This window comes from Streptomyces sp. NBC_00523, assembly GCF_036346615.1.
GTDB lineage: Bacteria > Actinomycetota > Actinomycetes > Streptomycetales > Streptomycetaceae > Streptomyces.
The window spans coordinates 6693576-6714868 of the sequence record NZ_CP107836.1; the positions used below are offsets into that span (position 1 = coordinate 6693576).

The window sequence follows — 21293 nt, forward strand, 5'->3', positions numbered from 1 at the left end:
TTTCCGGGGCGGTCACTTGACGGCTCCCGCGGTCAGGCCGGCCACCAGGTAGCGCTGGAGGAGCAGGAAGCCGGCGACGATCGGCACGCTGACGACGAGCGAGGCGGCCATGACCTGGTTCCAGTACACGTCGTTCTGGGTGGCGTAACCCTGGAGGCCGACGGCCAGCGTGCGGGTGGCGTCGTTGGTCATGACGGAGGCGAAGAGGACCTCGCCCCAGGCCGTCATGAACGCGTACACCGCGACGGCCACGATGCCCGGCACGGCGGCCGGAACCACGACCTGGAACAGGGCGCGGATCGGGCCGCAGCCGTCGACGAGCGCCGCCTCGTCCAGATCCCGGGGGATCGAGTCGAAGTAGCCGATGAGCATCCAGATGGAGAACGGCAGCGAGAACGTCAAGTATGTGAGGATCAGACCGCCGCGCGAGCCGTAGAGGGCGACGCCCGTGCTGTTGCCGATGTTCACGAAGATCAGGAACAGCGGCAGCAGGAAGAGGATGCCCGGGAACATCTGGGTGGAGAGCACCGTCACAGTGAAGACGCGCTTGCCGCGGAACTTGTAGCGGCTCACCGCGTACGCGGAGAAGATCGCGATGATCACCGAGAGGACCGTCGCCGCGCCCGCCACGATCAGTGAGTTGACGAAGTACCGGGCGAGCGGAACGGTGTCCCAGATGTCGATGTAGGGCTTGATGGTCAGCCCGGACGGGATCCAGTGGAACTTCCCCGACACGTCCTGGAGCGGCTTCAGCGAGCTGCTGATCATCACATAGACGGGCAGCAGGACGAATCCGGTCAGGAGGGTCAGGATGATCCGGCGGGTCCAGAGGAAGGACTGCGGCGCGGCCATCGGGGAACGGGGGCGCGAGCGCCCCGTCGTCTTCGCCGGCAGCACGGACGGCTGGGCAGGGCTAGGCATCGGCGCCCTTCCTTCCGCGTGAGGTGATGAACAGGTAGACGGCCGTCACGACCAGCAGGAACAGCAGCAGCAGCACGGACATCGCGGAGCCGGTGCCGAAGTTCCAGGTGACGAACGAGGACTGGTAGATGTGGATCGAGATCAGGTCCGCGTTCTCCGGGGCGGCCTTCCCGAACAGCACGTACGGGGTGTTGAAGTCGTTGAACGTCCACAGGAAGAGGACGAGCACCAGGACCTGGTTGACCGGGCGCAGCGAGGGCAGCGTGATCTTGCGGATCTGCTGCCAGATGCCGGCGCCGTCGATCGAGGCGGCCTCGTACAGCTCGCGCGGGATGTTCTGGAGCCCGGCCATCACGATCAGGAAGGCGAAGGGCCAGCCCTTCCAGACCGAGACGATGATCAGCGCGTAGATGCTGTTGTCGCCGATCAGCCAGAACGAGGGCTGGTCGGTGATCCCGAGCTGGTCGTGCAGCACGTGGTTCACCAGGCCGTTGTCCCGCTGGAACATGAACGCCCAGGTGATCACGGCCGCGTACACCGGCAGGGCGTACGGGACGAGGAAGATCGCCCGCAGGAAGCCCCTGCCGCGGAAGTTCTCCTGCAGCATGATCGCCGCCGCGACCCCGAACAGCCACGCCAGGCCGACGGCGAAGAACGTGAAGACGCAGGTGACGAAGAACGAGTGGAGCAGTGCCTCGCCGATCGGGGCGTTGACGTCGACGGCGATCTTGTAGTTGTCGAAGCCACTCCAGGGCGCCCCGCCCCAGTTGTTGATGTAGAACTGCGTGAACTGGCGGAAGCTCATCACGATTCCGATGATCATCGGAATCACATGGACGAGGAGTTCGAGCAGGACGGCCGGCAGGAGCAGGAGATAGGGCAGTCCGCCCTGGCGGATCCGGTCGGGGATGCGCGGCAGTCTCCTGCGCGCACCCCCGCTGCCCCGGCTCGTCACCCTGTCCGACTTTTCCGTCAGGCTGTCGGTGGTCACGGTGGCGGTCATGAAGGGAGCCTTACTGCTGCATCGTCTGCTGGGCCTTTTCCAGGCGCGCCTTGACGGATTCGGTGGTCACGGGGCGTCCGGCGGCCGCGTCGGCCCACAGCTCCTTGACCGCGGTGCCGACGGCGGTCTCGAACTGCGACTCGTTGGGGACCTGCGGCAGCGGGGCCGCGCTCTTGGCCAGCGTGTCGCGCAGGACCGCGAGGTCGGGCGCCGAGAACGCCTCGTCCGCCTGGGCGGTCTTGACCGGCGGGATCGACCCGTAGGTCTTGTTGAGCAGCTTCTGCTCTTCGTCGCTCGTCATGAACTTCACGAACTTCTTGGCGCCGTCGATGTTCTTGGTGTTCTTGAACACCGCCATGTTGATGCCGGCGACCATGGAGTTGGTGTTCTTGCCCTGGCCGGGGGTGCCGGAGGCGACGGGGACGGGGGCGGCGCCCCAGTCCTCGGGCTTCATGCCCTGCGAGGCGAAGGTCGAGGCGGCGGCCTGCCACAGCACCATCGCGGTCTTGCCCTTGGCGAAGTCCGTCAGGGACTGGTTCTGGGCGTACTCCGCGTTGCCCGGAGCGATGATCTTGTCCTTGGCCATGAAGTCGATGTACTGCTTCACGGCCGCGACCGCGCCGTCCGAGGTGAAGGTCGGCTTGCCGTCGGCGTCGAAGAAGTCGGCGCCGTGCTGCTGGCCCAGGACGAACGTCTGGTGGATGTTGTTGGAGAGGTTCGAGCCCTCGGCGCCCAGCCCCCACTTGCCGTCCTTGGAGAGCTTCTTGCCGTCCGCGACCAGCTCGTCCCAGGTGGCCGGGGGCTTCTCGATGCCGGCGTCGGCGAAGCTCTTCTTGTTGTAGTAGAGGGCGTACGCGAGTGAGTACAGCGGGACCGCGGCGGGGTCCTGGCCCTCCGCACCGGCCGAGGCGACCGCCGAGTCGACGAACCGGTCACGGCCGCCGATCGCGTCGAAGTTATCCTTGCTCCAGGGGAGCAGCGCGCCGGTGGCCTGGAGCGAGGCCGACCAGGTGTTGCCGATGTTCAGCACGTCCGGGCCCTGACCGGACGTGGTGGCGGCGAGGATCCGGTTGAGCAGGTCGGCCCACGGCACGACCTCCAGCTTGACCTTGATGCCGGTCTGCTTCTCGAACTTCTTCAGCTCGGGCGTCAGGATCTTCTTGTCGGCCTCGATGCTGGGTCCCTGGTTGGAGGCCCAGTACGTGAGGGTCTTCGGCGAATCGTTGCTGCCGCCGCCCGAGGACGTACCGCCTCCGCAGCCGGTGACACCGGCGGCTATGGAGATCGCGAGGGTGACGGCTGCCGCGGCTCTGATGGTGCGCATACGGGATGGCCCCTTTCCGGGGAGGAAGGCTGTGTTCGAGAACCGAATGACCTTCAGGACTTAATTTATGACGTGATTTAAGAGGTGAGAGAAGGTCGCGTCAAGTCCCGGGGTCGCGGTATGTTTCCGCCAGGGAAGGAGCCACATGGCTGAGCGCAACAGACGGACCGTGCGTGACCTGCGACGCGGCAACCGGTCGCGGGTATTGCAACGGTTGTATTTCGACGGCCCGCTGAGCCGCCAGGAGCTCGGTCCGGCGACCGGGCTGAGTTCGGGTTCCATCAGCAACGTCGTCGCGGAGCTCTCCGCGGAGAACCTCCTGGAGGAGGCCGGGGTCGTGGACTCCGACGGCGGCCGCCCCCGCACCCTGCTGCGCGTCGCCCCCGGCGGCGGCCTCCTCATCGGCATCGACATCGGTGAGACTCGGATCAGGGTGGAGCTCTTCGACCTCTCCCTGACCGAACTCGCCCGCACCGAGCGGCTGCTCGCCCAGCACGGCTACGACGTGGACCGCATCGTCGGCCATGTCCGCAGCGGCGTCGCCGACGTGCTGCGGGACGCCGGCGCCGACCCGCACCGGCTGCTCGGCATCGGGATCGGCGTCCCCGGCATCATCGAGCGCCACGCGCCGGACGGCTCCGTCGGCGACGTGGGCTCCGTCGTGCACGGCCAGACCATCGACTGGAGCGCCGTCCCCTTCGAGCGGCTGCTCCGGGACGCCGTGCGGGTGCCGCCGGAGGTCCCGTTCTTCATCGACAACGGCGCCAAGACGCTCGGCCAGGCCGAGATGTGGTTCGGCGGCGGGCGCGACGCGGGAGCCTCGGCCATAGCGCTCATCGGTTCCGGCGTCGGCGCCTGCGTCAACCACGGCGGACTCCTGGACGAGGACCGCAGCAGCCAGGCCCTGGAGTGGGGCCACAGCACCGTGCAGCTGCGCGGCCGGAGGTGCCGCTGCGGCTCGATCGGCTGCCTGGAGGCGTACGCGGGTGCCGAGGCGATGCGCGAGCGCTGGCACGAGGCGGGCGGCCCGCTGCCCGCCGACGCCGACGACGAGACCGCGCTCGCCGCGCTCCTCGGCGCCGCCTACCCGCCCCCCGGGGTCGAGCCGGACCCGGTCGCGGTCGCGCTCCTGGACGAGACCGCCGAGTGCCTGGGCGCCGCGCTGGGCGACCTGATCAACCTCTTCCTGCCCGAGCGCATCCTGCTCGGCGGCTGGGCGGGCCTCCTCATCGGCCCGCACCTGCTGCCCGACATCCGGCGGTACGCCCAGGAGTACGCGCTGAAGCACGCCGCGGCCCGGACCACCATCGAGATGGGCCGCCTCGGCCCGGACGCGGTCACGGTCGGCGCGGCGACCCTGCCCCTGGCCGACTTCCTGGCGCGCGGCGGCAGCCGCCCCGCACCGGCGACCCGCCCGGGCCCCACCGCACCTGCGGCGCTCCGGACCCCGGCGGACGCCGTACGCAGCAGGGAACGGCCCCGGACGGGGTGAGCGGGGTCTCCGGCGGTCTGCGGGCTCCTACGCCGAGTCCCGCACCACCAGCGACGGCTCGAAGATCACGGACGTCGCGGCGCCCTCCGGCTTGCCCAGCCGCTCGATCAGCAGCCGGGCCATCTCGGCGGCCATCGCCTCCACCGGCTGCCGGACCGTGGTCAGCGGCGGGCGGCAGGCCAGGGCCGCGCTGCTGTCGTCGAAGCCGATCACCGCGACGTCCTCCGGGACCCGCTTGCCGCGCTCCCGCAGGACGTGGCAGGCGCCCGTGGCCATCAGGTCGTTGGCCGCGAACACCCCGTCCAGGTCCGGATGCTCGACGAGCAGCCGCTCCATCGCGGTCTCGCCGCTCTCCTGGGTGAACCGCCCCTCGGCGATCGCGATGTAGGGGTGCCCGTTCTGCGTCATCGCGTCCCGGAACCCGGCCAGCCGCTCCTGCACCGCGGGCACGTCGAGCGGGCCGGTGATGGTCGCGATCCGGCGGCAGCCCCGGGCCAGCAGATGCTCGGCGGCCAGCCGCGCGCCGTCCTGATGGGCGACGTCGACATAGCTGATCCGGGCCGCCCGCGCCGGGCGCGCGTACAGCACGGCGGGCAGCCCCGCGTCCGTCAGCATGCCCGGCAGCGGGTCCTCCGCGTGTGTCGAGACGACCAGCGCGCCGTCCGCGCTGCCCTGGCGCAGGAATGCCACCACGTCCTCCCGCGCCCGCGACGTCTCGGCGAACATCAGCACCGGATGCATCCCGCGAGGCCGCAGATAGTTGACGACTCCGGTGACCACCCGCCCGAAGAACGGGTCGGCGAAGACCTGCCCGGTGAACGAGGCCCCCTCACCCCCGTCCGCCTCGTCCGCCGGCGCGTCCTCCTCCGTCTGCGTCTCCGGCTCGACGCCCGCGCCGGACACCACCAGCGCGATGGCGTCGGTGCGCCGGGTCACGAGCGAGCGCGCCGCGCGGTTGGGCGCGTAGCCGGTGGAGGCGACCGCGCGGCGCACCGCCTCCTGGATTACCGGGTCGACATTCCGTACGCCGTTGATCACCCGGGAGACGGTGGCGCGGGAGACACCGGCCGCCCTCGCCACGTCCTCAAGGGTGGGTGTTCCGGCCGGTCGCAGATCATCCGTCATGAGCGCATTTATAGCATCAGCGGAGAGCGCTCTCCATCGTGCTCCGAACCGTTACCGGATCCTTTCCCGGCCGAGTTCGCGCCGGGCCCCGCCACGATCCGCGCGGTGAGCGGCAGATCGCCCGCCGAACGGCCCCCGAGCAGCGTGAACGCACCCGCCTCCGTCTCCCAGCCGCGCCCACCGGGCGACCAGTGGGCCAGCGCCCGCCCGCCCACCCGGACCACCGCGACCGCGCTCTCCCCGGGCTCCGCCACGACCGCCGCGTAGCCGATGAGCTTGCGCACCGGCCGTTCCACGGCGGACCCGCTCCGCGCCAGGTACACCTGCACCACCTCCCGCCCGCGCCGCCGCCCGGTGTTCCGCACCCGCACCCGTACGTCGAAGGGCTCCCCGGCCCGCACCGCCGCCGGGGCCGTCAGCTCCTCGTACGCCCAGCCGGTGTACCCGAGCCCGTGGCCGAACCAGTACGCCGGAGCGGCCCCCGACCGCAGCCAGGCCCGGTAGCCGATGTGCGGGCCCTCCGTGTAGTGCAGCCGCCCGTCGCCGTCGGGCGAGGTCCCGAGCACCGGTACGTCGTCCTGGGCGGCGGCCCAGGTGGTCGGCAGCCGTCCGCCGGGCTCGGCCTGCCCGAACAGCACGTCGGCCAGCCCGCCCCCGGCCTCCTGGCCCGGGAACCAGGCGAGCAGCAGCGCGGGCACCCGCTCGTGCCAGGGCAGGGCGACCGGGCCGCCCGCGTTGACCACGACGACGGTGCGAGGGTTGGCCCGCACCACCGCCCGCACCAGGGCGTCCTGGCCCTCCGGCAGGTCCAGGTTCTCCCGGTCGTGGCCCTCGGACTCGCTCTGCTCCGTCGTGCCCACGACCACCACCGCCACGTCGGCGGCGCGTGCGGCGGCGACCGCCTCGGCGAGCGCGGTCTCCGCGTCACCGGCGGGCGGGGCGGCGGCGAGGATCGTCGCGACCCCCGATCCCGGGGCGAGCGAGCGGAGCGCGACGACCTCCACCTCGCGGTCCGCCGTCAGTTCCACGCGGGCGGTGCGGAGCGGCGGGGCGACGTGTACCCGGGTCGGGTCGTCGCTGTCCAGCGGGAAGGTGCCGGACAGCACCTCGTGCCCGTCGACGGAGAGCGAGATGTCGCCCCAGCCGCCCACCGCCCAGGTCCAGGTGCCGCTCTCGGCGGGCCGGTGGAGCGCCCGGATCTCGACGAACGCCGCGTCCCCCGCGGGCGTCGAAGGTTCCACGATCCGCCCGGACAGCCGGTGCTCCGCGTGGAGTTCGGCCCCGTCCGCGTCGAGCAGCCGCACGAGCACCCCGGGTTCGCCGTCGCGCGGATCGCGGGCCCGGTCGCGGCCGAGCGGTTCGGGCCGCCCGGACGGGGGAAGACCCGGCCGGTACGTCACCGCCGCCACTCCGTCGAGCTCCCGCTCGATCCCGGCCAGCGGGGTCACCACGTGCTCGGGGAAGACCTCCGCGCTGCCGCCGCCCTGGATGCGTACGGCGGTGGCGTGCGGCCCGATCACGGCCACGGACTTCAGCGCCGACGCGGCCAGCGGCAGCAGCCCGCCCTCGTTGCGCAGCAGCACCGCACCGGCGGACACGGCGCGGCGCAGCAGGGCGCGCCCGGCCTCGGGGGCTGTCGCGGGCCGGGGCGCCGGGCGGTCCGGGCCGAGCGCGTCCACCCGGCGGGCCAGCCGCAGCAGCCTGCGTACCTTGTCGTCCACGGCGTCGGCGGGGACCAGACCCGCTTCGAGCGCCGCGAGCAGACCGGCCGCCCAGGGGCTGTCCGGTCCCGGCATCGCCAGGTCCTGTCCGGAGCGCGCGGCGTCGAGGAGGGTCCGTACGCCGCCCCAGTCGGAGACCACGAGACCGTCGAAGCCCCAGTCGTCCTTGAGCGGGTGCTCCAGGAGCGGTGAGGCGGACATGGTGACGCCGTCGACCTTGTTGTACGCGGACATGACCGCCCAGACCCCGGCCGCGACGGCTTCCTCGAACGGGGCGAGATACACCTCGCGCAGGGTGCGTTCATCGATCCGCACGTCGACGGTCAGCCGGTCCGTCTCGGCGTCGTTGCCGACGAAGTGCTTCGCGGTGGCGGCCACTCCGCCCGACTGGATGCCCCGGATCAGCGCCGTGCCGGTGCGGCCGGTGAGCAGCGGGTCCTCGGAGAAGCACTCGAAGTGCCGGCCGCCCAGCGGGGAACGGTGCAGGTTGAGGGTGGGGGCCAGGAGGACGTCGATGCCCTTGCGTCTCGCCTCGGAGGCGAGCAGCGCGCCGAGGTCCGTCAGCAGCCGCTCGTCCCAGGAGGCGGCGAGCGCGGTGGGGGAGGGGAGGACGAGAGAGGTCTCGCGCTCGTCCCAGGTCTCGCCCCGGACACCGGCCGGGCCGTCGGAGAGGGTGAGCGCGCGCAGCCCGGCGGCCGGTTCGGCGTACGTGCGCCAGTTGCTGGCGCCCGTGAGCAGACGAACCTTCTGTGCCGCGTCCAGCTTGTCGAGCAGCGGTTCGGTCTCTTCGTCCGTCATGGCGGCCATGCTCCTTCGTGCACCGCGCTCCCACGGATATCGGAGAGCGCTCTCCCGGCAGTCGCGCCCAGGGTCCCCGCTCGCCGCCGACCGTGTCAATGGGGGCCCGGAGCGGGCCTGTTCGGGCTCCCGGTCCAGGGGCGGGGCTTACCATGCCCCCGGTCCTTGTTCTGGGGGAAACATGAGAGCCATACGCGTCACGGGCGTCCTCGCCCTCGTCGTACTCCTGGCCGCGTGCGGCGGCAGCGGTCCCGGCCCGGAGCCGAGCCCGTCCGCCTCGCCGCCCGTCGCCGTCCGGCTGGAGAACATCGGCGCGCCGGGGGACACCCGCCTCGGGCTGGCGATGCACCTGGACAACGAGGGGCCCACCCGCCCCGGAGTCCGCGTGCGGGTGCACATCGGAGCCTCCCGGACCGGTGACCCCGTTCCGGAGCTGGAGGAGAGGTCCGACGCGGGCTGGAAGGTCATCGCGCTCGCCGCCGACCGGGACAAGCGCGGCTGGACCGGCACGTTCCGGACGAGCATGCCGAAGGGCGGCCTGCTCGGCTTCCTGGATGTCACCCCGCACGCCGGACCCCGGGGCCTGTCGTCAGACTGGCGTCTGCCGGGCGACGCCATGCACGCACTCTCGCCGCACCGGCCCCAGACCCCAGTACATCCAGTACAGGGGTCTGGGGCCGGCACGCCGAGAGCACGCACCTGACGCCGCCCGGCCCGCCCTCCGGGCGGACGACGCCAGTCTGACGACAGACCCCGGTTCGAGGGCGACGAACTCCCGGTGGACGTCACCCTGTCCGACGGTTCCGGGACCCTCGCGCGCGGTCACGCGTCGGTGCGCCCGGCCACCCTGTCGCTCGACCACGCCACGGTGGACGAGCCCGCCGCGCTGGGCCACGGGCGCTGGACCGAGGTGACGTACACCGTCGTCAACCACTCCCACAGCGGCTACCCGCAGGCCCAGGTTCAGGCCGAATTCGGCGCCTGCGAGGCGGGACCGGACAACCCGCTCGAAGGGGTCGGCTGCTCCGGCTCGCGGCGCCATGCCGTGACCACCCGCCTGCGCACCCAGTGGTACGACGACGGCCGCTGGCAGGACGTCTCCGCGCCGGACGACGGCACCCTGCTCGCCGAGACGTTCACCCTGCCGCTGGGGGAACTGCCCGCGGACTCCAGGCGGAAGGTCCGGCTCAGGTTCGCCGGGACCGGGGACCTCGACGGAGAGGACCGCCTGCTCACGATCACGTCGCGGGTCAACGGCCAGGCCGTCGGCGCGTCGGAACGCTCCCTGGGCACCGGTTGGCCGCTGACCTTCGCCCTCCGCTGACCGCCCCGCACCCGCGCCGCGCGGCGATGGCCGAAACGTACCGTGGTCTTGTCATCACCCGCTGTCTGCCCATAAGTTGACCGCTTGCGACATGTCCTACAGCCAGTGGGGGAGCCAAGTCATGGCCGCGAACGGACGGCACCGCAGATACCAGCCGAGCCGCATCAACCGGGCTTCGCTCACCGTCACGGCAGGAGGCGCAGGCCTCGCCCTCCCGCTCCTCACCGCCGCCTCGGCGGGCGCCGCTTCGGCGGACGTCTGGGAGAAGGTCGCCGCCTGCGAGTCCACCGGCAACTGGCACATCAACAGCGGCAACGGCTACTTCGGCGGCCTCCAGTTCACCCGCTCGACCTGGGCGGCGTACGGCGGCACGGTCTACGCGGCGCGCGCCGACCTCGCCACCAGGGACCAGCAGATCGCCATCGCGGAGAAGGTCCTGGAGGGCCAGGGCCCCGGCGCCTGGCCGGTCTGCTCCGGAAAGGCGGGCCTGACCCGGGGCGGTGCCACGCCCGACGTCAGCCCGCAGAGTGAGCGCAGGGCGAGCGTCCCGACGCCCAAGAAGCAGGACAACGCGTCGTTGTCGTCCCGCCCCGTGCGGACCAAGCAGTCCACACCCCCGGCCACGCCGACCACGGTCCCGGGCAAGCGCGAGTCGTACACCGTGACGCCGGGCGACTCGCTCTCCGGAATCGCGGACGATCAGCACCTCCAGGGCGGCTGGCAGCGGCTCTACGCGGCGAACCGCGCGGTCGTCGGCGACGACCCGGACCTCATCTTCCCCGGCCAGCGCCTGACCCTGACCGGAACGCCCAGGACGGCCACGAAGGCCGAACCGAAGACGGCCTCCAAGGCGGTCCCGAAGGCAACGCCGAAGACGGCGCCGAAGCCCGTCCAGACGCCCAAGCCGCAGCAGAAGCAGCAGACGAAGCCGCAGCCGAAGAAGACCCAGCCGCAGCGGACCGAGACCCGCAAGACCCAGACGCACAAGACCGAGCACGCGCAGAAGCACAGCGGACTCACCGCCCCCGTCGTCGCCCGCACCGGCACCCCGTACCACCAGGCCGGTTCCTGGTCCAGCGGCTACCACACGGGTGTCGACTTCCCCGTCCCCACCGGCACCTCCGTCAAGGCGATGGCGGCGGGCACCGTCGTATCGGCGGGCTGGGCGGGGCCGTACGGCTACCAGGTCGTCATCCGGCACGGGGACGGCAAGTACAGCCAGTACGCGCACCTGTCCTCGCTGCTCGTGCGCGGCGGGCAGCACGTCGGCGGCGGCCAGCGGATCGCCCGCTCCGGCGCCACCGGCAACGTCACGGGGCCGCACCTGCACTTCGAGGTCCGTACCGGCCCCGAGTACGGCTCCGACATCGACCCGCTGGCCTACCTCCGGGCGGGCGGCGTCAAGGTCTGAACGCCCCGGTCACCGGCCTCCCTGGCGGCGGCCCGGCGCGCGGCGCCCGGGCGATGGCCGAACTCCACGCGCCCGGCCAGGCCGTCCAGCGGCATCCGCCCGGGCAGCGCCGGGCGCGGCGTCCGAGGACCCGCCCCGGGACCGGCCGCGGCGGCCGGAACCGGCTCCACCGTGCGAGACAGGGTGCCCGTCGAGGCCGGCGGCCCGGCGGGCGCGGCGAAATCCGCGGGTTCCTCCGCGTCCTCCGCGTCCGCGGTCTCCGGCTCCACCGGCGCCGGGCGCTCGGCGGTCAGCCGTTCCGCGGTCATCCGTTCCGTGGTCAGCATGATCAGCCCGCCGGCCGCGACCGCCCCGCACACCAGGGCCAGCACCGTGCCCGTGACCCCGTGCCGGAACTGCTCGCCGAACAGCGTGATCCCCACCGCCGCGGCCACCACCGGATTCACCACGGTCACCGTCGCCAGCGGGGCCGTCAGACCCGCGCCCCGGTAGGCCGCCTGGGACAGCAGCAGACCGGCGCCCGCCAGCGCCGCGATGACCAGCAGCGGCAGCAGCCCGGACTTCACGGCACCGGCCGTCCACTCCATGGCCACGGTCTTCGTGTACACCGACGCGATGCCGAACGCGACACCCGCCGCCCCGGCCAGCACCACACTCCGCATCACCGGGCGGCGCATCGCCCGCGAGAGCAGGATCAGCGCGGCCACCGCGCCGAAGGTCACCATCGCCAGCATCAGCTGCTGCGGCGCCCCCAGGCTGTGCGCGTCGGAGCTGCCGGTCAGCGCGAGCAGCCCGGCCAGACCCACCGTCGCCATGACCGCGCCGCGCCAGGCCGTGGCCCCGGCCCTGCGGCGTACGAACAGCGCGGCCATCGGCAGCGCGAAGACGATCGTGAGCGCCCCCAGCGGCTGGACGAGGCTCAGCGGGCCGTACGCCAGCGCCACGACGTGCAGGACGGCGCCCAGCCCGTTGAGCGTCACGGCCGCCCACCAGACCCGGTTGCGCAGCGGTGCGAGCGAGCGGCCGTCGGAGGCCGTGGCCACGCGCTCCTGGACGATCGCCCCGGCCGCGTAGGCGACCGCGGAGACCAGTGACAGGAGCACGGACAGCGCAAGGGAACTCATGTACACCACGATCCCCTTTTCCAGCCGCCGCGTCGTCGTCCCTGAGGCGGCGATCCGGCGTACTGCTTTGGTAGTACGGCAGTGGTCCGGGTGTCCTCCTCTTGACGGTAGTCCTCCGCGCGCCGGACGTCAGAAGGATCTTGGTGAGGGCGGCCTTCACGGGACCGACACGGATGGTGTCCGTCCGACCCCTTGACGCGGTCACGGCGGAATCCAAGAATGATCGCGCTCTGACAACGTTGTCCTAAGGAGTCTCACCATGCATCGGACCCCACGGCCGGGGCTGCGCGGCCCGGCGGCCGTACTCGCTGCCGCCGCGCTCCTGGGCGGTGTCCTCCTCCCCGGGGCCACGGCCGAGGCCGCCCCGCGGAGCGACGGCCGGCTGACCGATCTGGTCAACCCGTTCATCGGCACCCAGAACGAGGGCAACACCTACCCCGGCGCCTCCGTGCCCTTCGGCATGGTGCAGCTCTCGCCGGACACCGGGCACAACACCGGTTACGACTACGGCGAGAACCACATCCGCGGCTTCTCCTCCGTCCACCTCTCCGGCGTCGGCTGCGGCCTCGGCGGCGACCTGCCGACGCTGCCCACCACCGGCGACGTCACCGAGACCGACTACGCGAAGTACGCGGCGGAGTTCAGCCACGACGACGAGAAGGCGAGCCCCGGCTACTACCGGGTCGGGCTCAAGACCGGCATCGAGGCCGAGCTGACCGCCACGCAGCGCACCGGCGTGCAGCGCTACACCTTCCCGGCCACCGACAAGGCCAACGTCCTGCTCAACGCGGGCCAGTCGCTGCACCGGACGCTCTCGTCCGACGTGGAGATCCTGGACAACCGCACCGTGCGCACCGCCATCACCGGCAGCGGCTTCTGCCAGGACACCAAGCCGTACACGGTCTACACGATCACCCGCTTCGACCGCCCCTTCACCACCTCCGGCACCTGGAACGGCGACACCGTCACCGGTGCGAAGCAGTCCACGGCCACCGACGCCCGCAACGGTGCCTGGCTGCGGTTCGACACCACCAAGGACCGCACCGTCGAGGCCACCACGGCGCTCAGCTACGTCGACGCCAAGGGCGCCGCGCTCAACCTCCGTGCCGAGGGCGGCCACAGCTTCGACCACGTCCTGCGCTCCGCCGAACGCACCTGGGAGGACCGCCTCGAAGGGGTGAAGGCCCAGGGCGGCAGCGACGAACTGCGCCGGACCTTCTACTCCTCCCTCTACCGGTCCTTCCTCGCGCCCAACGTGGGCAGCGACGTGGACGGCCGCTACACGGGCTGGGACCAGAAGAAGCACCGCGCTGTCGACTCGCATGGGACTTTCACCTACTACCAGAACTGGTCGCTCTGGGACACCTACCGCAGCCAGGCCCAGCTGCTTTCCCTGCTCGCCCCGCGCGAATCCCGCGACATGGCGATATCCGTCCTGCGTATCGACGCGGAGAGCGGCTGGCTGCCCAAGTGGGGCTACGGCACGGTCGAGACCAACATCATGACCGGCGACCCGGTCACGCCCTTCCTCACCAACGCCTACCAGCAGGGCCTGCTGAAGGGGTACGAGGAGGAGGCGTACCGCGCGCTGAAGAAGAACGCGGACGGGGTCCCGCCCACCGACTCCGCGCCCGTCGGCCGCGAGGCCAACGTCCAGTACCTGAAGGACGGCTTCGCCCCGTACATCAAGGACCGGCCGCACGCGAAGCCCGGTGACTCCGACTTCGACCACGGCGCCTCCGCGACCCTGGAGTACGCCCTCTCGGACGGCATGCTCGCCGAGATGGCCCGCGACCTCGGCCACAAGGCCGATGCGGCGCGCTACGGGGCCCGCGCGCAGAACTACCGGAAGATCTTCGACCCCTCGACCGGCTTCTTCCGCGCCCGCGACGCCGCCGGCGCCTTCACCGGTCCCGCCGACCCGGCCGAGAGCGAGGGCTTCCACGAGGGCACGTCCTGGCAGTACCAGTGGCTGGTCCCGCAGGACATCCCCGGCATGGTCGACCTCATCGGCGGGAAGGACGCCGCCAACCAGCGGCTCGACTCGTTCTTCGCGTACGACAAGCTCCTCGCCGACCCGGCGAAGACCGCTCGCGAGGTGTGGGTGAACGGCCCGTACGCGTACTACAACGCCGACAAGTACAACCCGCAGAACGAGCCCGACCTCATCGCCCCGTACACCTACCTCTCCACCGGCCAGCCGTGGAAGACGACCGACGTGGTCCACGCGGCCCTGACGCTCTTCACCAACGGCCCGACCGGCATGACCGGCAACGACGACCTCGGCACGATGTCCGCCTGGATGGTGCTCTCGTCCATCGGCGTCTTCCCGGTCCAGCCGGGCACCGACACCTGGGGCCTGTCCACGCCCGCGTTCGAACGCGTCGACATCAAACTCGACCGCCGCTACTACCCGCGCGGCGCGCTGACCGTCAGGGCCCCCGGCACCTCGGACGCCGACCGCTACATCCAGTCCGCCCGGCTCGACGGCGCGACGCAGTCGCGTACCTACCTGACGACGGACGACATCCGCTCGGCCCGCTCGCTCTCCTTCACGGTGGGCGGCGAGCCGTCGGCGTGGGGCACCTCGCCCGAGGACGCTCCGCCCGCCCTGGACTGACCGGGCGGCCGCACGGCCGAGCGCCCTTCTCCCCGTCGGCGGGGAGAAGGGCGCTCGGTGTTTGCCTCTTCGCTACACGGGAAGCGGCGGGTCGATCGCCTCGGCGACGCTCGGGAAGACCGGGACGGCGCTGTCCAGGCCGAGAACGGAGATCAGCCGTTCCATGAAGACCGAGGGTGCGGCGAGCCGCAGCCGGGGACCGAGGGCCGCCTGTCCCTGGAGCAGCACATTCACCGTCGTGGAGTCGGCGAAACTCACGTCCGAGAGGTCCACGACGACCGGCCCGGCACCCTCAAGCGACGCGTTCTCCAGCGCGGTGCCGAGGGGCGCCACGTTGTCGATGTCGAGGTCACCGGTTACAGCGAGCACCAACGCCCCACGTTCCTGCCGTGGGACGATCTGCATGGCTCTGCCGGCGCTGGGCGGTGGAAGCACGTTCACCTCGTGTTGCACTGGGCGGGGGGGGGTAACGCCGCGATCGGACGGGCAGTCCGATTCTGCTCCGTCCCTGCTCGCGGCGGGAATGCTCAACGATAAAAGTAACAGTTGCCATTTGACAACATTCTTCGTGGGGCAACAATCTGTACCGAACGATCAACGTGAGCGCCCGTCCGAGCGGCGCCTTCGGAACGCGGAAGCAGGGGCGTGCATGAAGCTAGGCGCTGTCCGCGACATCGTCGCGAAGCCGGGCGGCGGTACTCCGCTCACCGGTGAGCCGCTGCGATGCCGCCGAGCGGAAGGCGGTCAGCCCCACGGCGAGAGCGGCCACCTCGGAGGGCTGCATCCGCTCCAGCACGGCGGTCAGCTCCCGCGTGCGGATCGCCCGGTACTCCTCCAGCAGCTCCCGGCCCTGGAGGGTCAGCCGGAGCTCGACCTCCCGGCGGCTCGTCGGGCTCGGGTCCCGCTGGACCAGGCCCATGGCCTCCATCCGGTCGCACAGCCGGCTCACGGACGGGGCCCGCGAGCCGAGCGCCTTCCCGAGCGAGCGCAGATTGCTCCCCTCGTGCTGCTCGATGACGAGGAGCGCGCGAAGCTGGGAGGGGGAGACAACTCCCCGGGCGGCGGCCTCCTGGCCACGCCCCCACAACACCTCCAGAAGCTCGGACGCGGCACAGACGTCCTCGGACACCTGTTCAGGGCGGTGAGGGAGTCCGGTGCGGTGGGGCATTCTTCCACTCTGTCACCCGTAGCGTGCTCCTGTCAGCCTGGCTCCGCTCCCGTCGGCCACCGAAGAATGGGCGAAACAGCGTGAATGCCCCCACGGATATCGAACGAGCGCTCCGCGCGGCGCCGCCGTATGCCCTGGTGAAGACGGTGCGCGAGATCCTCGCGAAATCGTACGGGGCCCTCTCGGTGCAGCTTCTGCTGGCGGATTACGGAATGACCGTGCTCAACCCGGTCGACGCCGGCGACGGACCCGGGCAGCCGCTCTCCCTGAACAACAGCCCGCAGGGCCGCGCCTTCGGCAGCCAGCGCCCGCACCAGGGCCGCACCGGCCCGGACGACGCGGCCGACCACCACTTCCCGGTCACCGTCCGGGGCGAACGCCTCGGCATTCTCACCGTCCGGCTGCCCTCCGCGCGGGCCACCCCGCAGATCACGGACGACCTCACCCATGTCGCGGACCTCCTCGCCCACGAGATCGTCGTCGCCGAGCGGGACACCGACCACTACCAGCGGGCCCGCCGCACCACGCGCCTCACCCTCGCCGCGGAGATGCAGTGGCAGCTGCTCCCGGCCAGGTCCTTCGTCGCCGCCGAGTACGCCATAGGAGCCCAGCTCGAACCCGCCTACGCCATCCACGGCGACAACTTCGACTGGGCGGCCGAGGGCGACCAGCTGAGCGTCGCCGTGACCAACGGCCTGGGGGAGGGCATCCGCGCCTCCCTCCTCACCAACCTGGCCGTCAACGCGCTGCGCAACGCCAGAAGGGCCGGGATCGGCATCGCGGACCAGGCGGCCCTGGCCGACCAGGCCATCTACGAACAGCACCGCGGCGCCGCCCACGTCTCGACGCTGCTGCTCCGCTTCGACCTGCCCACGGGATCGGTCGAGGCGGTGGACGCGGGCTCCCCGCAGCTGTGGCGGCTGCGCGGCCGCACGGTCACCCGGGTCGCGCTGGACGCCCAGCTCCCGCTGGGGATGTTCGAGGAGTCGCAGTACGCCGTCCAGCACCTCCAGGCCCGCCCCGGTGACCGGCTGCTGCTCGTCAGCGACGGGGTCTACGACGCGATCTCGCCGGCCGGTGAGACGTTCGCGGAACGCGGCCTGTCCAGGGCCGTCCTCGCCACCCGGTTGCTGCCGGCGGCCGCCGTGCCCGGCGCGGTCCTGCGTGAACTCGCGGAACACCGGGCGTCCGACACCCTGGACGACGCCCTGGTCATGTGCATCGACTGGTTCGGCAGGCCGGACGCCAGGGGCTGAACCCGGGCCGGGGTGCGGCCCGGTCCGGTACTCCCCGGCTCAGCTGCTGAGCGTGAACTCCGCCCGGATGCGCTTGCCGACCGGCACCCGCTCGGCCGTGACGCGGTCGCAGAGGGCCACCACGATCTCCATGCCGTGGCCGCCCAGGCGGCTCGGGTCGGGGGCGTAGAACACGGGCAGCGCGCTGCTGCTGTCGTACACCGTGATGCTGATCCGCTCCGCCGTGCCCTCCAGCTCCAGCAGATACGGGCCGTGGCTGTAGCGCTCCGCGTTGGTGACGAGCTCGCTCACGGCCAGCATGAGGTCGTTACGGGTGTGCGTGCCGAGCACGGCCATCCACTCGGACACCAGCCTGCCGAGAAAGCGGTCCGCCAGTGCCCGCGCCTGGGAAATGCAGCCCGGCTCGCCGTCGAACACTTCGGCGCTGTGCAATGCCTCCGTGGGCGGACAGCTCCGGGGGGAGTCGTCCGGCCGGGAGATCGCCTGTTCGTTCATGTGCTCCAGCCAGGGCGCAGCGGGGGAGGTCGCAGACCTCTTTCGTGTGATCGTGTACCCGCGTCGGGAGATCCCACTCCCCTGCGTCGTCAGCGAATATTACGCGCGGCCGGGAAGCCGCACCACGGTGACGAAGAAGTCGTCGATCTGCCGGACGGCCGCGATGAACTGGTCCAGGTCGACCGGCTTGGTCACGTAGGCGTTGGCGTGCAGCTTGTAGCTGCGCAGGATGTCCTCCTCGGCGGAGGAGGTGGTGAGCACGACGACCGGGATCAGCGCGAGCTCCGGGTCCTGCTTGATCTGCTCCAGCACCTGGCGGCCGTCGTACTTCGGCAGATTCAGGTCGAGCAGGATCAGATCGGGCCGGGGCGCGTCGGCGTGGGCACCCCGGCGGTACAGGAAGTCGAGCGCCTCCTCGCCGTCGCGGACCACATGGAGCGTGTTGCGGATCTTGTTGTCCTCGAACGCTTCACGGGTCATCAGCTCGTCGCCCGGGTCGTCCTCGACCAGGAGGACCTCGATGGGCTCTACAGGGGTGTTCACGTGGTCGCTCCGGTGATCTCCGCAGGGGCTGCGGCGTCGTTGGTTTCCGCGGGTTCGGGCTCGGGGTCGGCGGGGAGCGAGAAGTGGACCCGCGCCCCCTGACGGGAATCGGGATCGAGCCAGATCCTGCCCCCGTGGAACTCGATGATCTTGCGGCACAGGGCGAGGCCGATCCCCGTGCCGTCGTACTCGTCACGGGCGTGCAGGCGCTGGAAGATGACGAAGACCTTCTCCGCGAACTCCGGCGCGATGCCGATCCCGTTGTCGGCCACCGTGAAGTGCCAGTCGTCGCCCTCCCGCTCGCAGCCGACCGTGATCACGCACGGCTCGTCGGCGCGGCGGAACTTCACGGCGTTCCCGATCAGGTTCTGCCAGATCATCGCGAGCGTCGTGGGGTCGCCGGTGACCGAGGGGAGCGGGTCCTCGCGGACCACCGTGGTCCCCGATTCCTCGATCACCATCCCCAGGTTGGCCAGCGCCCGGTCCAGGGACCGGTCCAGCTCCACGGGCGTCCAGCTGTCGTGGACCCGGCCGACCCGGGAGAACGTCAGCAGGTCGTTGATGAGCACCTGCATGCGCTTGGCGCCGTCGACCGCGAAGTCGATGTACTGCTTGCCGCGGCCGTCGAGCTCGTTCCCGTACCGCTTGTCCAGCAGCTGGCAGAACGAGGCGACCTTCCGCAGCGGCTCCTGGAGGTCGTGCGAGGCGACGTACGCGAACTGCTCCAGCTCCGAGTTGGACCTGCGCAGCTCCACGGTCTGCTGCGCCAGCACGTCCTCCCGCTCCTGCACGGCGTCCAGCTCGGCCACCAGCCTGCCCCGCATGTCCTCGACCGCGGCGGCCACGGCCCGTACGTCGGCGGGCCCGCGCACCTCGATCCGCTGCCGGCGGAAGCTGCTGGAGCGGACCCGCCGGGACGCCTCGGCGAGCGCGTTCAGCGGCCGCCCCACGGTGCGTTGGAGCAGCATGCTGAGGGCGATCACGCAGAGCGCGAACACGATCAGCAGGGCGGTGAGTACCCGGTCGCGGGTGTGGCGGGCGTCGTCCAGCTCCCCGCGCACCCGGTCCCGGGCGTCGTCGAGATGCGCCTGCTGGGCGCCGTACAGCTGCCGCAGCTTGTCGAACGCGGCCTTGCTCTCGGCCGTCCTGGCGGACGAGCGCGCCCCGGGGCCGTCGCGCCGGACACCGGCGATCAGCGGGTCGGCGTGCACCCGGCGCCACTCCGCGGCGGCGGCGGCGATCCGGTCCAGGTCGCGGCTGTACGGCTGCTGGTCGCCCATCGCGGAGCGCACCCGGGCCAGCCGGTCCGCCTCCTCCTTCTTGCCGGCGGCGAACGGCTCCAGGAACGAGTCGTCACCGGTCAGCGCGTAGCCCCGTACCCCCGTCTCCTGGTTCAGCAGCGCGTTCTGGAGCTGGAAGGAGGCGGAGCGGGCGGGCTGGATGCGGTCCACCAGCTCGGTGGTCCGGTCCGAGATCCCGGCCAGGACCAGGCCGCCCGCGACCACGCAGGCGCAGACGACGAGGACGAAGGCGCCCAGGATCAGGTGGACCCAGTTCTGTACGGACAGCCGCGCCCACCGGCCGGCCGGCTGGACGACGGGGTCCGGTATCTCATTGCTCATGCGGGGTGCTTCTCCAGCCGAGGTGCAGGACGGCGACGTCGTCGGCGAGACCCCCGTGGGGGGCCGCGGCCTCCGTGGCGCCGGCGACCAGTGCGTCGATGAACGGGCGGGCGCCGAGTGGCGCCAGCTCCCGGGCCATGTCGAGCAGCCCCTCCTCGCCCAGCCGGCTGTGCGGTCCGGTGCGCCCTTCGAAGAGGCCGTCGGTGAACAGGACGAGGGCGGCGCCGGGGGCGAGTTCCACATCGGTGACCGACCACTGGCCGTGCCCGGGCAGCAGCCCGAGCGCCATCCCGCCCTCGGGCTCCACCCAGTCGACCTCCGCGCCGTGCCGGAGCAGCAGCCCGGGGTGGCCGGCCCGCATGACGCGGACCCGGTCGCGGCTGGGCGGAAAGGCCAGCGAGGTGACGGTCGCGAAGAGATGGGGGTCGGAGCGCTCGGCGACGAGGATCGACTCCAGGAGCCCGAGCTGTTCCAACGGGTCGGTGCCGCACAGGACGGCGGTGCGCCAGGCGACCCGCAGGCACACCCCGAGCGCGGCCTCCGCCGCGCCGTGCCCCGACACATCGCCGATGACCGCCCACACCGTGCCGTCCGGCGTCTGCACCACGTCGTAGAAGTCACCGCTGAGCAGCCCGTGGGCCCGGCCGGGCTCGTAGCGGGCGACGGCCTGGAAGGTGTCGTCGTTCAGCAGGGGGACGGGCAGCAGCCCGCGTTCCAGGCGCGCGTTCTCCTGCGCCATCAGCTGGTTGGCGCGCAGCGCCGAGGCGGCCCGCTCAACCTGCTTGCGCTGGAGGGCGTACCGGATGGCGCGCGCGAGGGCCTGCGGATCGAGCAGCCCCTTCATCAGGTAGTCCTGTGCGCCGGTCGCCACGGCGGCGAGCCCCGCGTCGGACTCGGCCAGGCCGGTGAGCACCACGATCGCGGCGTCGGGGGACGTCTCCACGATCTGGGTGACGGCACTCAGACCGTGCACGTCGGGCAGGTGCAGGTCGAGCAGTACGCAGACGGGAGCGTGGTGCGACCGCAGGAAGGCCAGCGCCTCGGACAGGGTCTTGCACCAGGTCAGCGTCGGGTCCAGCTCGCCGTCGGCGAGCATCTCCTCGACGAGGAGGGCGTCACCCGCGTCGTCCTCGACCAGCAGAATGGTGCCGCCGACGTCCCACACGGAGTCGCGGTCGTCCGCCTCGGATGCCGCCTGGACCGGGAAGGCCACTGGGACGGGAGGTCGGGCCGGGGCGCCCAGGCGCATCTCAGCCACTTTCACTCTCTCCTTGTACCGAGCGGGCCGCCCGCCGGTGTTGCGCAGCATATGTGAACGACGCCCGGCGATCTGCCGCCGGGCGTCG

The 21293-nt window shown here is 71.7% G+C and carries 18 protein-coding genes; 6 read left to right on the forward strand and 12 right to left on the reverse strand.

Annotation, left to right across the window (positions count from 1 at the left end):
* Window positions 1-12: 12 nt before the first annotated feature.
* From OHS17_RS30190 to OHS17_RS30200, 3 genes are read right to left on the reverse strand one after another with little or no spacing between them, the layout of a single operon-like run.
* Complete coding sequence (locus tag OHS17_RS30190; protein ID WP_161212061.1) at window positions 13-921, reverse strand: carbohydrate ABC transporter permease; 909 nt, start codon at window positions 919-921, stop codon at window positions 13-15.
* Complete coding sequence (locus OHS17_RS30195; protein ID WP_018099970.1) at window positions 914-1924, reverse strand: carbohydrate ABC transporter permease; 1011 nt, start codon at window positions 1922-1924, stop codon at window positions 914-916. Before OHS17_RS30195 ends, OHS17_RS30190 begins: the two co-directional genes overlap by 8 nt.
* Window positions 1925-1934: 10 nt before the next feature.
* The gene (locus OHS17_RS30200; RefSeq protein WP_330314718.1) at window positions 1935-3248 is read right to left on the reverse strand and encodes an ABC transporter substrate-binding protein; all 1314 of its coding nucleotides are present in this window, start codon (window positions 3246-3248) and stop codon (window positions 1935-1937) included.
* Between the two features lie 145 nt (window positions 3249-3393).
* Between OHS17_RS30200 and OHS17_RS30205 the strand changes: the two genes are divergently transcribed.
* On the forward strand, window positions 3394-4740 hold the full coding sequence (locus OHS17_RS30205) for an ROK family transcriptional regulator (protein ID WP_330314719.1): 1347 nt from the start codon (window positions 3394-3396) through the stop codon (window positions 4738-4740).
* A gap of 27 nt (window positions 4741-4767) precedes the next feature.
* Here OHS17_RS30205 and OHS17_RS30210 read toward each other — a convergent pair whose 3' ends face one another.
* Both OHS17_RS30210 and OHS17_RS30215 read right to left on the reverse strand, forming a co-directional pair.
* The gene (locus OHS17_RS30210; RefSeq protein WP_330314720.1) at window positions 4768-5865 is read right to left on the reverse strand and encodes a LacI family DNA-binding transcriptional regulator; all 1098 of its coding nucleotides are present in this window, start codon (window positions 5863-5865) and stop codon (window positions 4768-4770) included.
* A gap of 8 nt (window positions 5866-5873) precedes the next feature.
* Complete coding sequence (locus OHS17_RS30215) at window positions 5874-8384, reverse strand: glycoside hydrolase family 3 C-terminal domain-containing protein (protein ID WP_330314721.1); 2511 nt, start codon at window positions 8382-8384, stop codon at window positions 5874-5876.
* A 181-nt stretch (window positions 8385-8565) separates the two neighbouring features.
* On the opposite strand from OHS17_RS30215, the gene OHS17_RS30220 reads away from it, so the two are divergent.
* The 3 genes from OHS17_RS30220 (at window position 8566) to OHS17_RS30230 (ending at window position 11119) form a co-directional block, all read left to right on the forward strand.
* Window positions 8566-9087 (forward strand): hypothetical protein, encoded by a 522-nt coding sequence (locus tag OHS17_RS30220; protein WP_330314722.1) that lies wholly within the window; start codon window positions 8566-8568, stop codon window positions 9085-9087.
* 75 nt (window positions 9088-9162) lie between these two features.
* On the forward strand, window positions 9163-9708 hold the full coding sequence (locus OHS17_RS30225) for a hypothetical protein (protein ID WP_330314723.1): 546 nt from the start codon (window positions 9163-9165) through the stop codon (window positions 9706-9708).
* A gap of 121 nt (window positions 9709-9829) precedes the next feature.
* Complete coding sequence (locus OHS17_RS30230) at window positions 9830-11119, forward strand: transglycosylase family protein (protein ID WP_330314724.1); 1290 nt, start codon at window positions 9830-9832, stop codon at window positions 11117-11119.
* Here the strand turns inward: OHS17_RS30230 and OHS17_RS30235 are convergent.
* Window positions 11089-12252 carry a DMT family transporter gene (locus OHS17_RS30235; protein ID WP_330314725.1) on the reverse strand — a complete coding sequence of 388 codons (1164 nt, stop codon included), beginning with the start codon at window positions 12250-12252 and terminating at the stop codon, window positions 11089-11091. The genes OHS17_RS30230 and OHS17_RS30235 overlap by 31 nt on opposite strands.
* A 250-nt stretch (window positions 12253-12502) precedes the next feature.
* Here OHS17_RS30235 and OHS17_RS30240 point away from each other — a divergent pair, with 250 nt between their 5' ends.
* Window positions 12503-14863, forward strand: coding sequence for a GH92 family glycosyl hydrolase (locus OHS17_RS30240; RefSeq protein WP_330314726.1), 2361 nt, complete (start codon window positions 12503-12505; stop codon window positions 14861-14863).
* 72 nt (window positions 14864-14935) lie between these two features.
* Here the strand turns inward: OHS17_RS30240 and OHS17_RS30245 are convergent, their stop codons facing one another.
* Both OHS17_RS30245 and OHS17_RS30250 read right to left on the reverse strand, forming a co-directional pair.
* Entirely contained in the window at window positions 14936-15268 is a 333-nt protein-coding gene (locus OHS17_RS30245; RefSeq protein WP_330314727.1) for an STAS domain-containing protein, read from the reverse strand.
* A gap of 250 nt (window positions 15269-15518) precedes the next feature.
* Window positions 15519-16031 carry a MarR family transcriptional regulator gene (locus OHS17_RS30250; protein ID WP_330314728.1) on the reverse strand — a complete coding sequence of 171 codons (513 nt, stop codon included), beginning with the start codon at window positions 16029-16031 and terminating at the stop codon, window positions 15519-15521.
* 80 nt (window positions 16032-16111) lie between these two features.
* Here OHS17_RS30250 and OHS17_RS30255 point away from each other — a divergent pair, with 80 nt between their 5' ends.
* Window positions 16112-17287, forward strand: a complete 1176-nt coding sequence (locus OHS17_RS30255; protein ID WP_330314729.1) for a PP2C family protein-serine/threonine phosphatase — start codon at window positions 16112-16114, stop codon at window positions 17285-17287.
* 39 nt (window positions 17288-17326) lie between these two features.
* Here OHS17_RS30255 and OHS17_RS30260 read toward each other — a convergent pair whose 3' ends face one another.
* From OHS17_RS30260 to OHS17_RS30275, 4 genes are all read right to left on the reverse strand, one after another.
* On the reverse strand, window positions 17327-17782 hold the full coding sequence (locus tag OHS17_RS30260; protein WP_330314730.1) for an ATP-binding protein: 456 nt from the start codon (window positions 17780-17782) through the stop codon (window positions 17327-17329).
* 99 nt (window positions 17783-17881) lie between these two features.
* A complete protein-coding gene (locus OHS17_RS30265) occupies window positions 17882-18325 on the reverse strand; it encodes a response regulator (RefSeq protein WP_328903796.1) in 444 nt (147 codons plus the stop codon).
* Window positions 18322-19947, reverse strand: a complete 1626-nt coding sequence (locus tag OHS17_RS30270) for a sensor histidine kinase (protein WP_330314731.1) — start codon at window positions 19945-19947, stop codon at window positions 18322-18324. The genes OHS17_RS30265 and OHS17_RS30270 overlap by 4 nt, the downstream gene beginning before the upstream one ends.
* The gene (locus OHS17_RS30275) at window positions 19937-21196 is read right to left on the reverse strand and encodes a PP2C family protein-serine/threonine phosphatase (protein ID WP_330315398.1); all 1260 of its coding nucleotides are present in this window, start codon (window positions 21194-21196) and stop codon (window positions 19937-19939) included. Before OHS17_RS30275 ends, OHS17_RS30270 begins: the two co-directional genes overlap by 11 nt.
* Between the last annotated feature and the right edge of the window lie 97 nt (window positions 21197-21293).

Excerpts from the sequence above, each read along its gene's own strand:
- OHS17_RS30275 (WP_330315398.1), bottom strand. The coding sequence starts at position 21,196 with ATGCGCCTGGGCGCCCCGGCCCGACCTCCCGTCCCAGTGGCCTTCCCG.
- OHS17_RS30240 (WP_330314726.1), top strand. The coding sequence starts at position 12,503 with ATGCATCGGACCCCACGGCCGGGGCTGCGCGGCCCGGCGGCCGTACTC.
- OHS17_RS30245 (WP_330314727.1), bottom strand. The coding sequence starts at position 15,268 with ATGCAGATCGTCCCACGGCAGGAACGTGGGGCGTTGGTGCTCGCTGTA.
- OHS17_RS30205 (WP_330314719.1), top strand. The coding sequence starts at position 3,394 with ATGGCTGAGCGCAACAGACGGACCGTGCGTGACCTGCGACGCGGCAAC.
- OHS17_RS30230 (WP_330314724.1), top strand. The coding sequence starts at position 9,830 with ATGGCCGCGAACGGACGGCACCGCAGATACCAGCCGAGCCGCATCAAC.
- OHS17_RS30220 (WP_330314722.1), top strand. The coding sequence starts at position 8,566 with ATGAGAGCCATACGCGTCACGGGCGTCCTCGCCCTCGTCGTACTCCTG.
- OHS17_RS30195 (WP_018099970.1), bottom strand. The coding sequence starts at position 1,924 with ATGACCGCCACCGTGACCACCGACAGCCTGACGGAAAAGTCGGACAGG.
- OHS17_RS30270 (WP_330314731.1), bottom strand. The coding sequence starts at position 19,947 with ATGAGCAATGAGATACCGGACCCCGTCGTCCAGCCGGCCGGCCGGTGG.
- OHS17_RS30260 (WP_330314730.1), bottom strand. The coding sequence starts at position 17,782 with ATGAACGAACAGGCGATCTCCCGGCCGGACGACTCCCCCCGGAGCTGT.
- OHS17_RS30250 (WP_330314728.1), bottom strand. The coding sequence starts at position 16,031 with ATGCCCCACCGCACCGGACTCCCTCACCGCCCTGAACAGGTGTCCGAG.
- OHS17_RS30200 (WP_330314718.1), bottom strand. The coding sequence starts at position 3,248 with ATGCGCACCATCAGAGCCGCGGCAGCCGTCACCCTCGCGATCTCCATA.
- OHS17_RS30210 (WP_330314720.1), bottom strand. The coding sequence starts at position 5,865 with ATGACGGATGATCTGCGACCGGCCGGAACACCCACCCTTGAGGACGTG.
- OHS17_RS30190 (WP_161212061.1), bottom strand. The coding sequence starts at position 921 with ATGCCTAGCCCTGCCCAGCCGTCCGTGCTGCCGGCGAAGACGACGGGG.
- OHS17_RS30215 (WP_330314721.1), bottom strand. The coding sequence starts at position 8,384 with ATGACGGACGAAGAGACCGAACCGCTGCTCGACAAGCTGGACGCGGCA.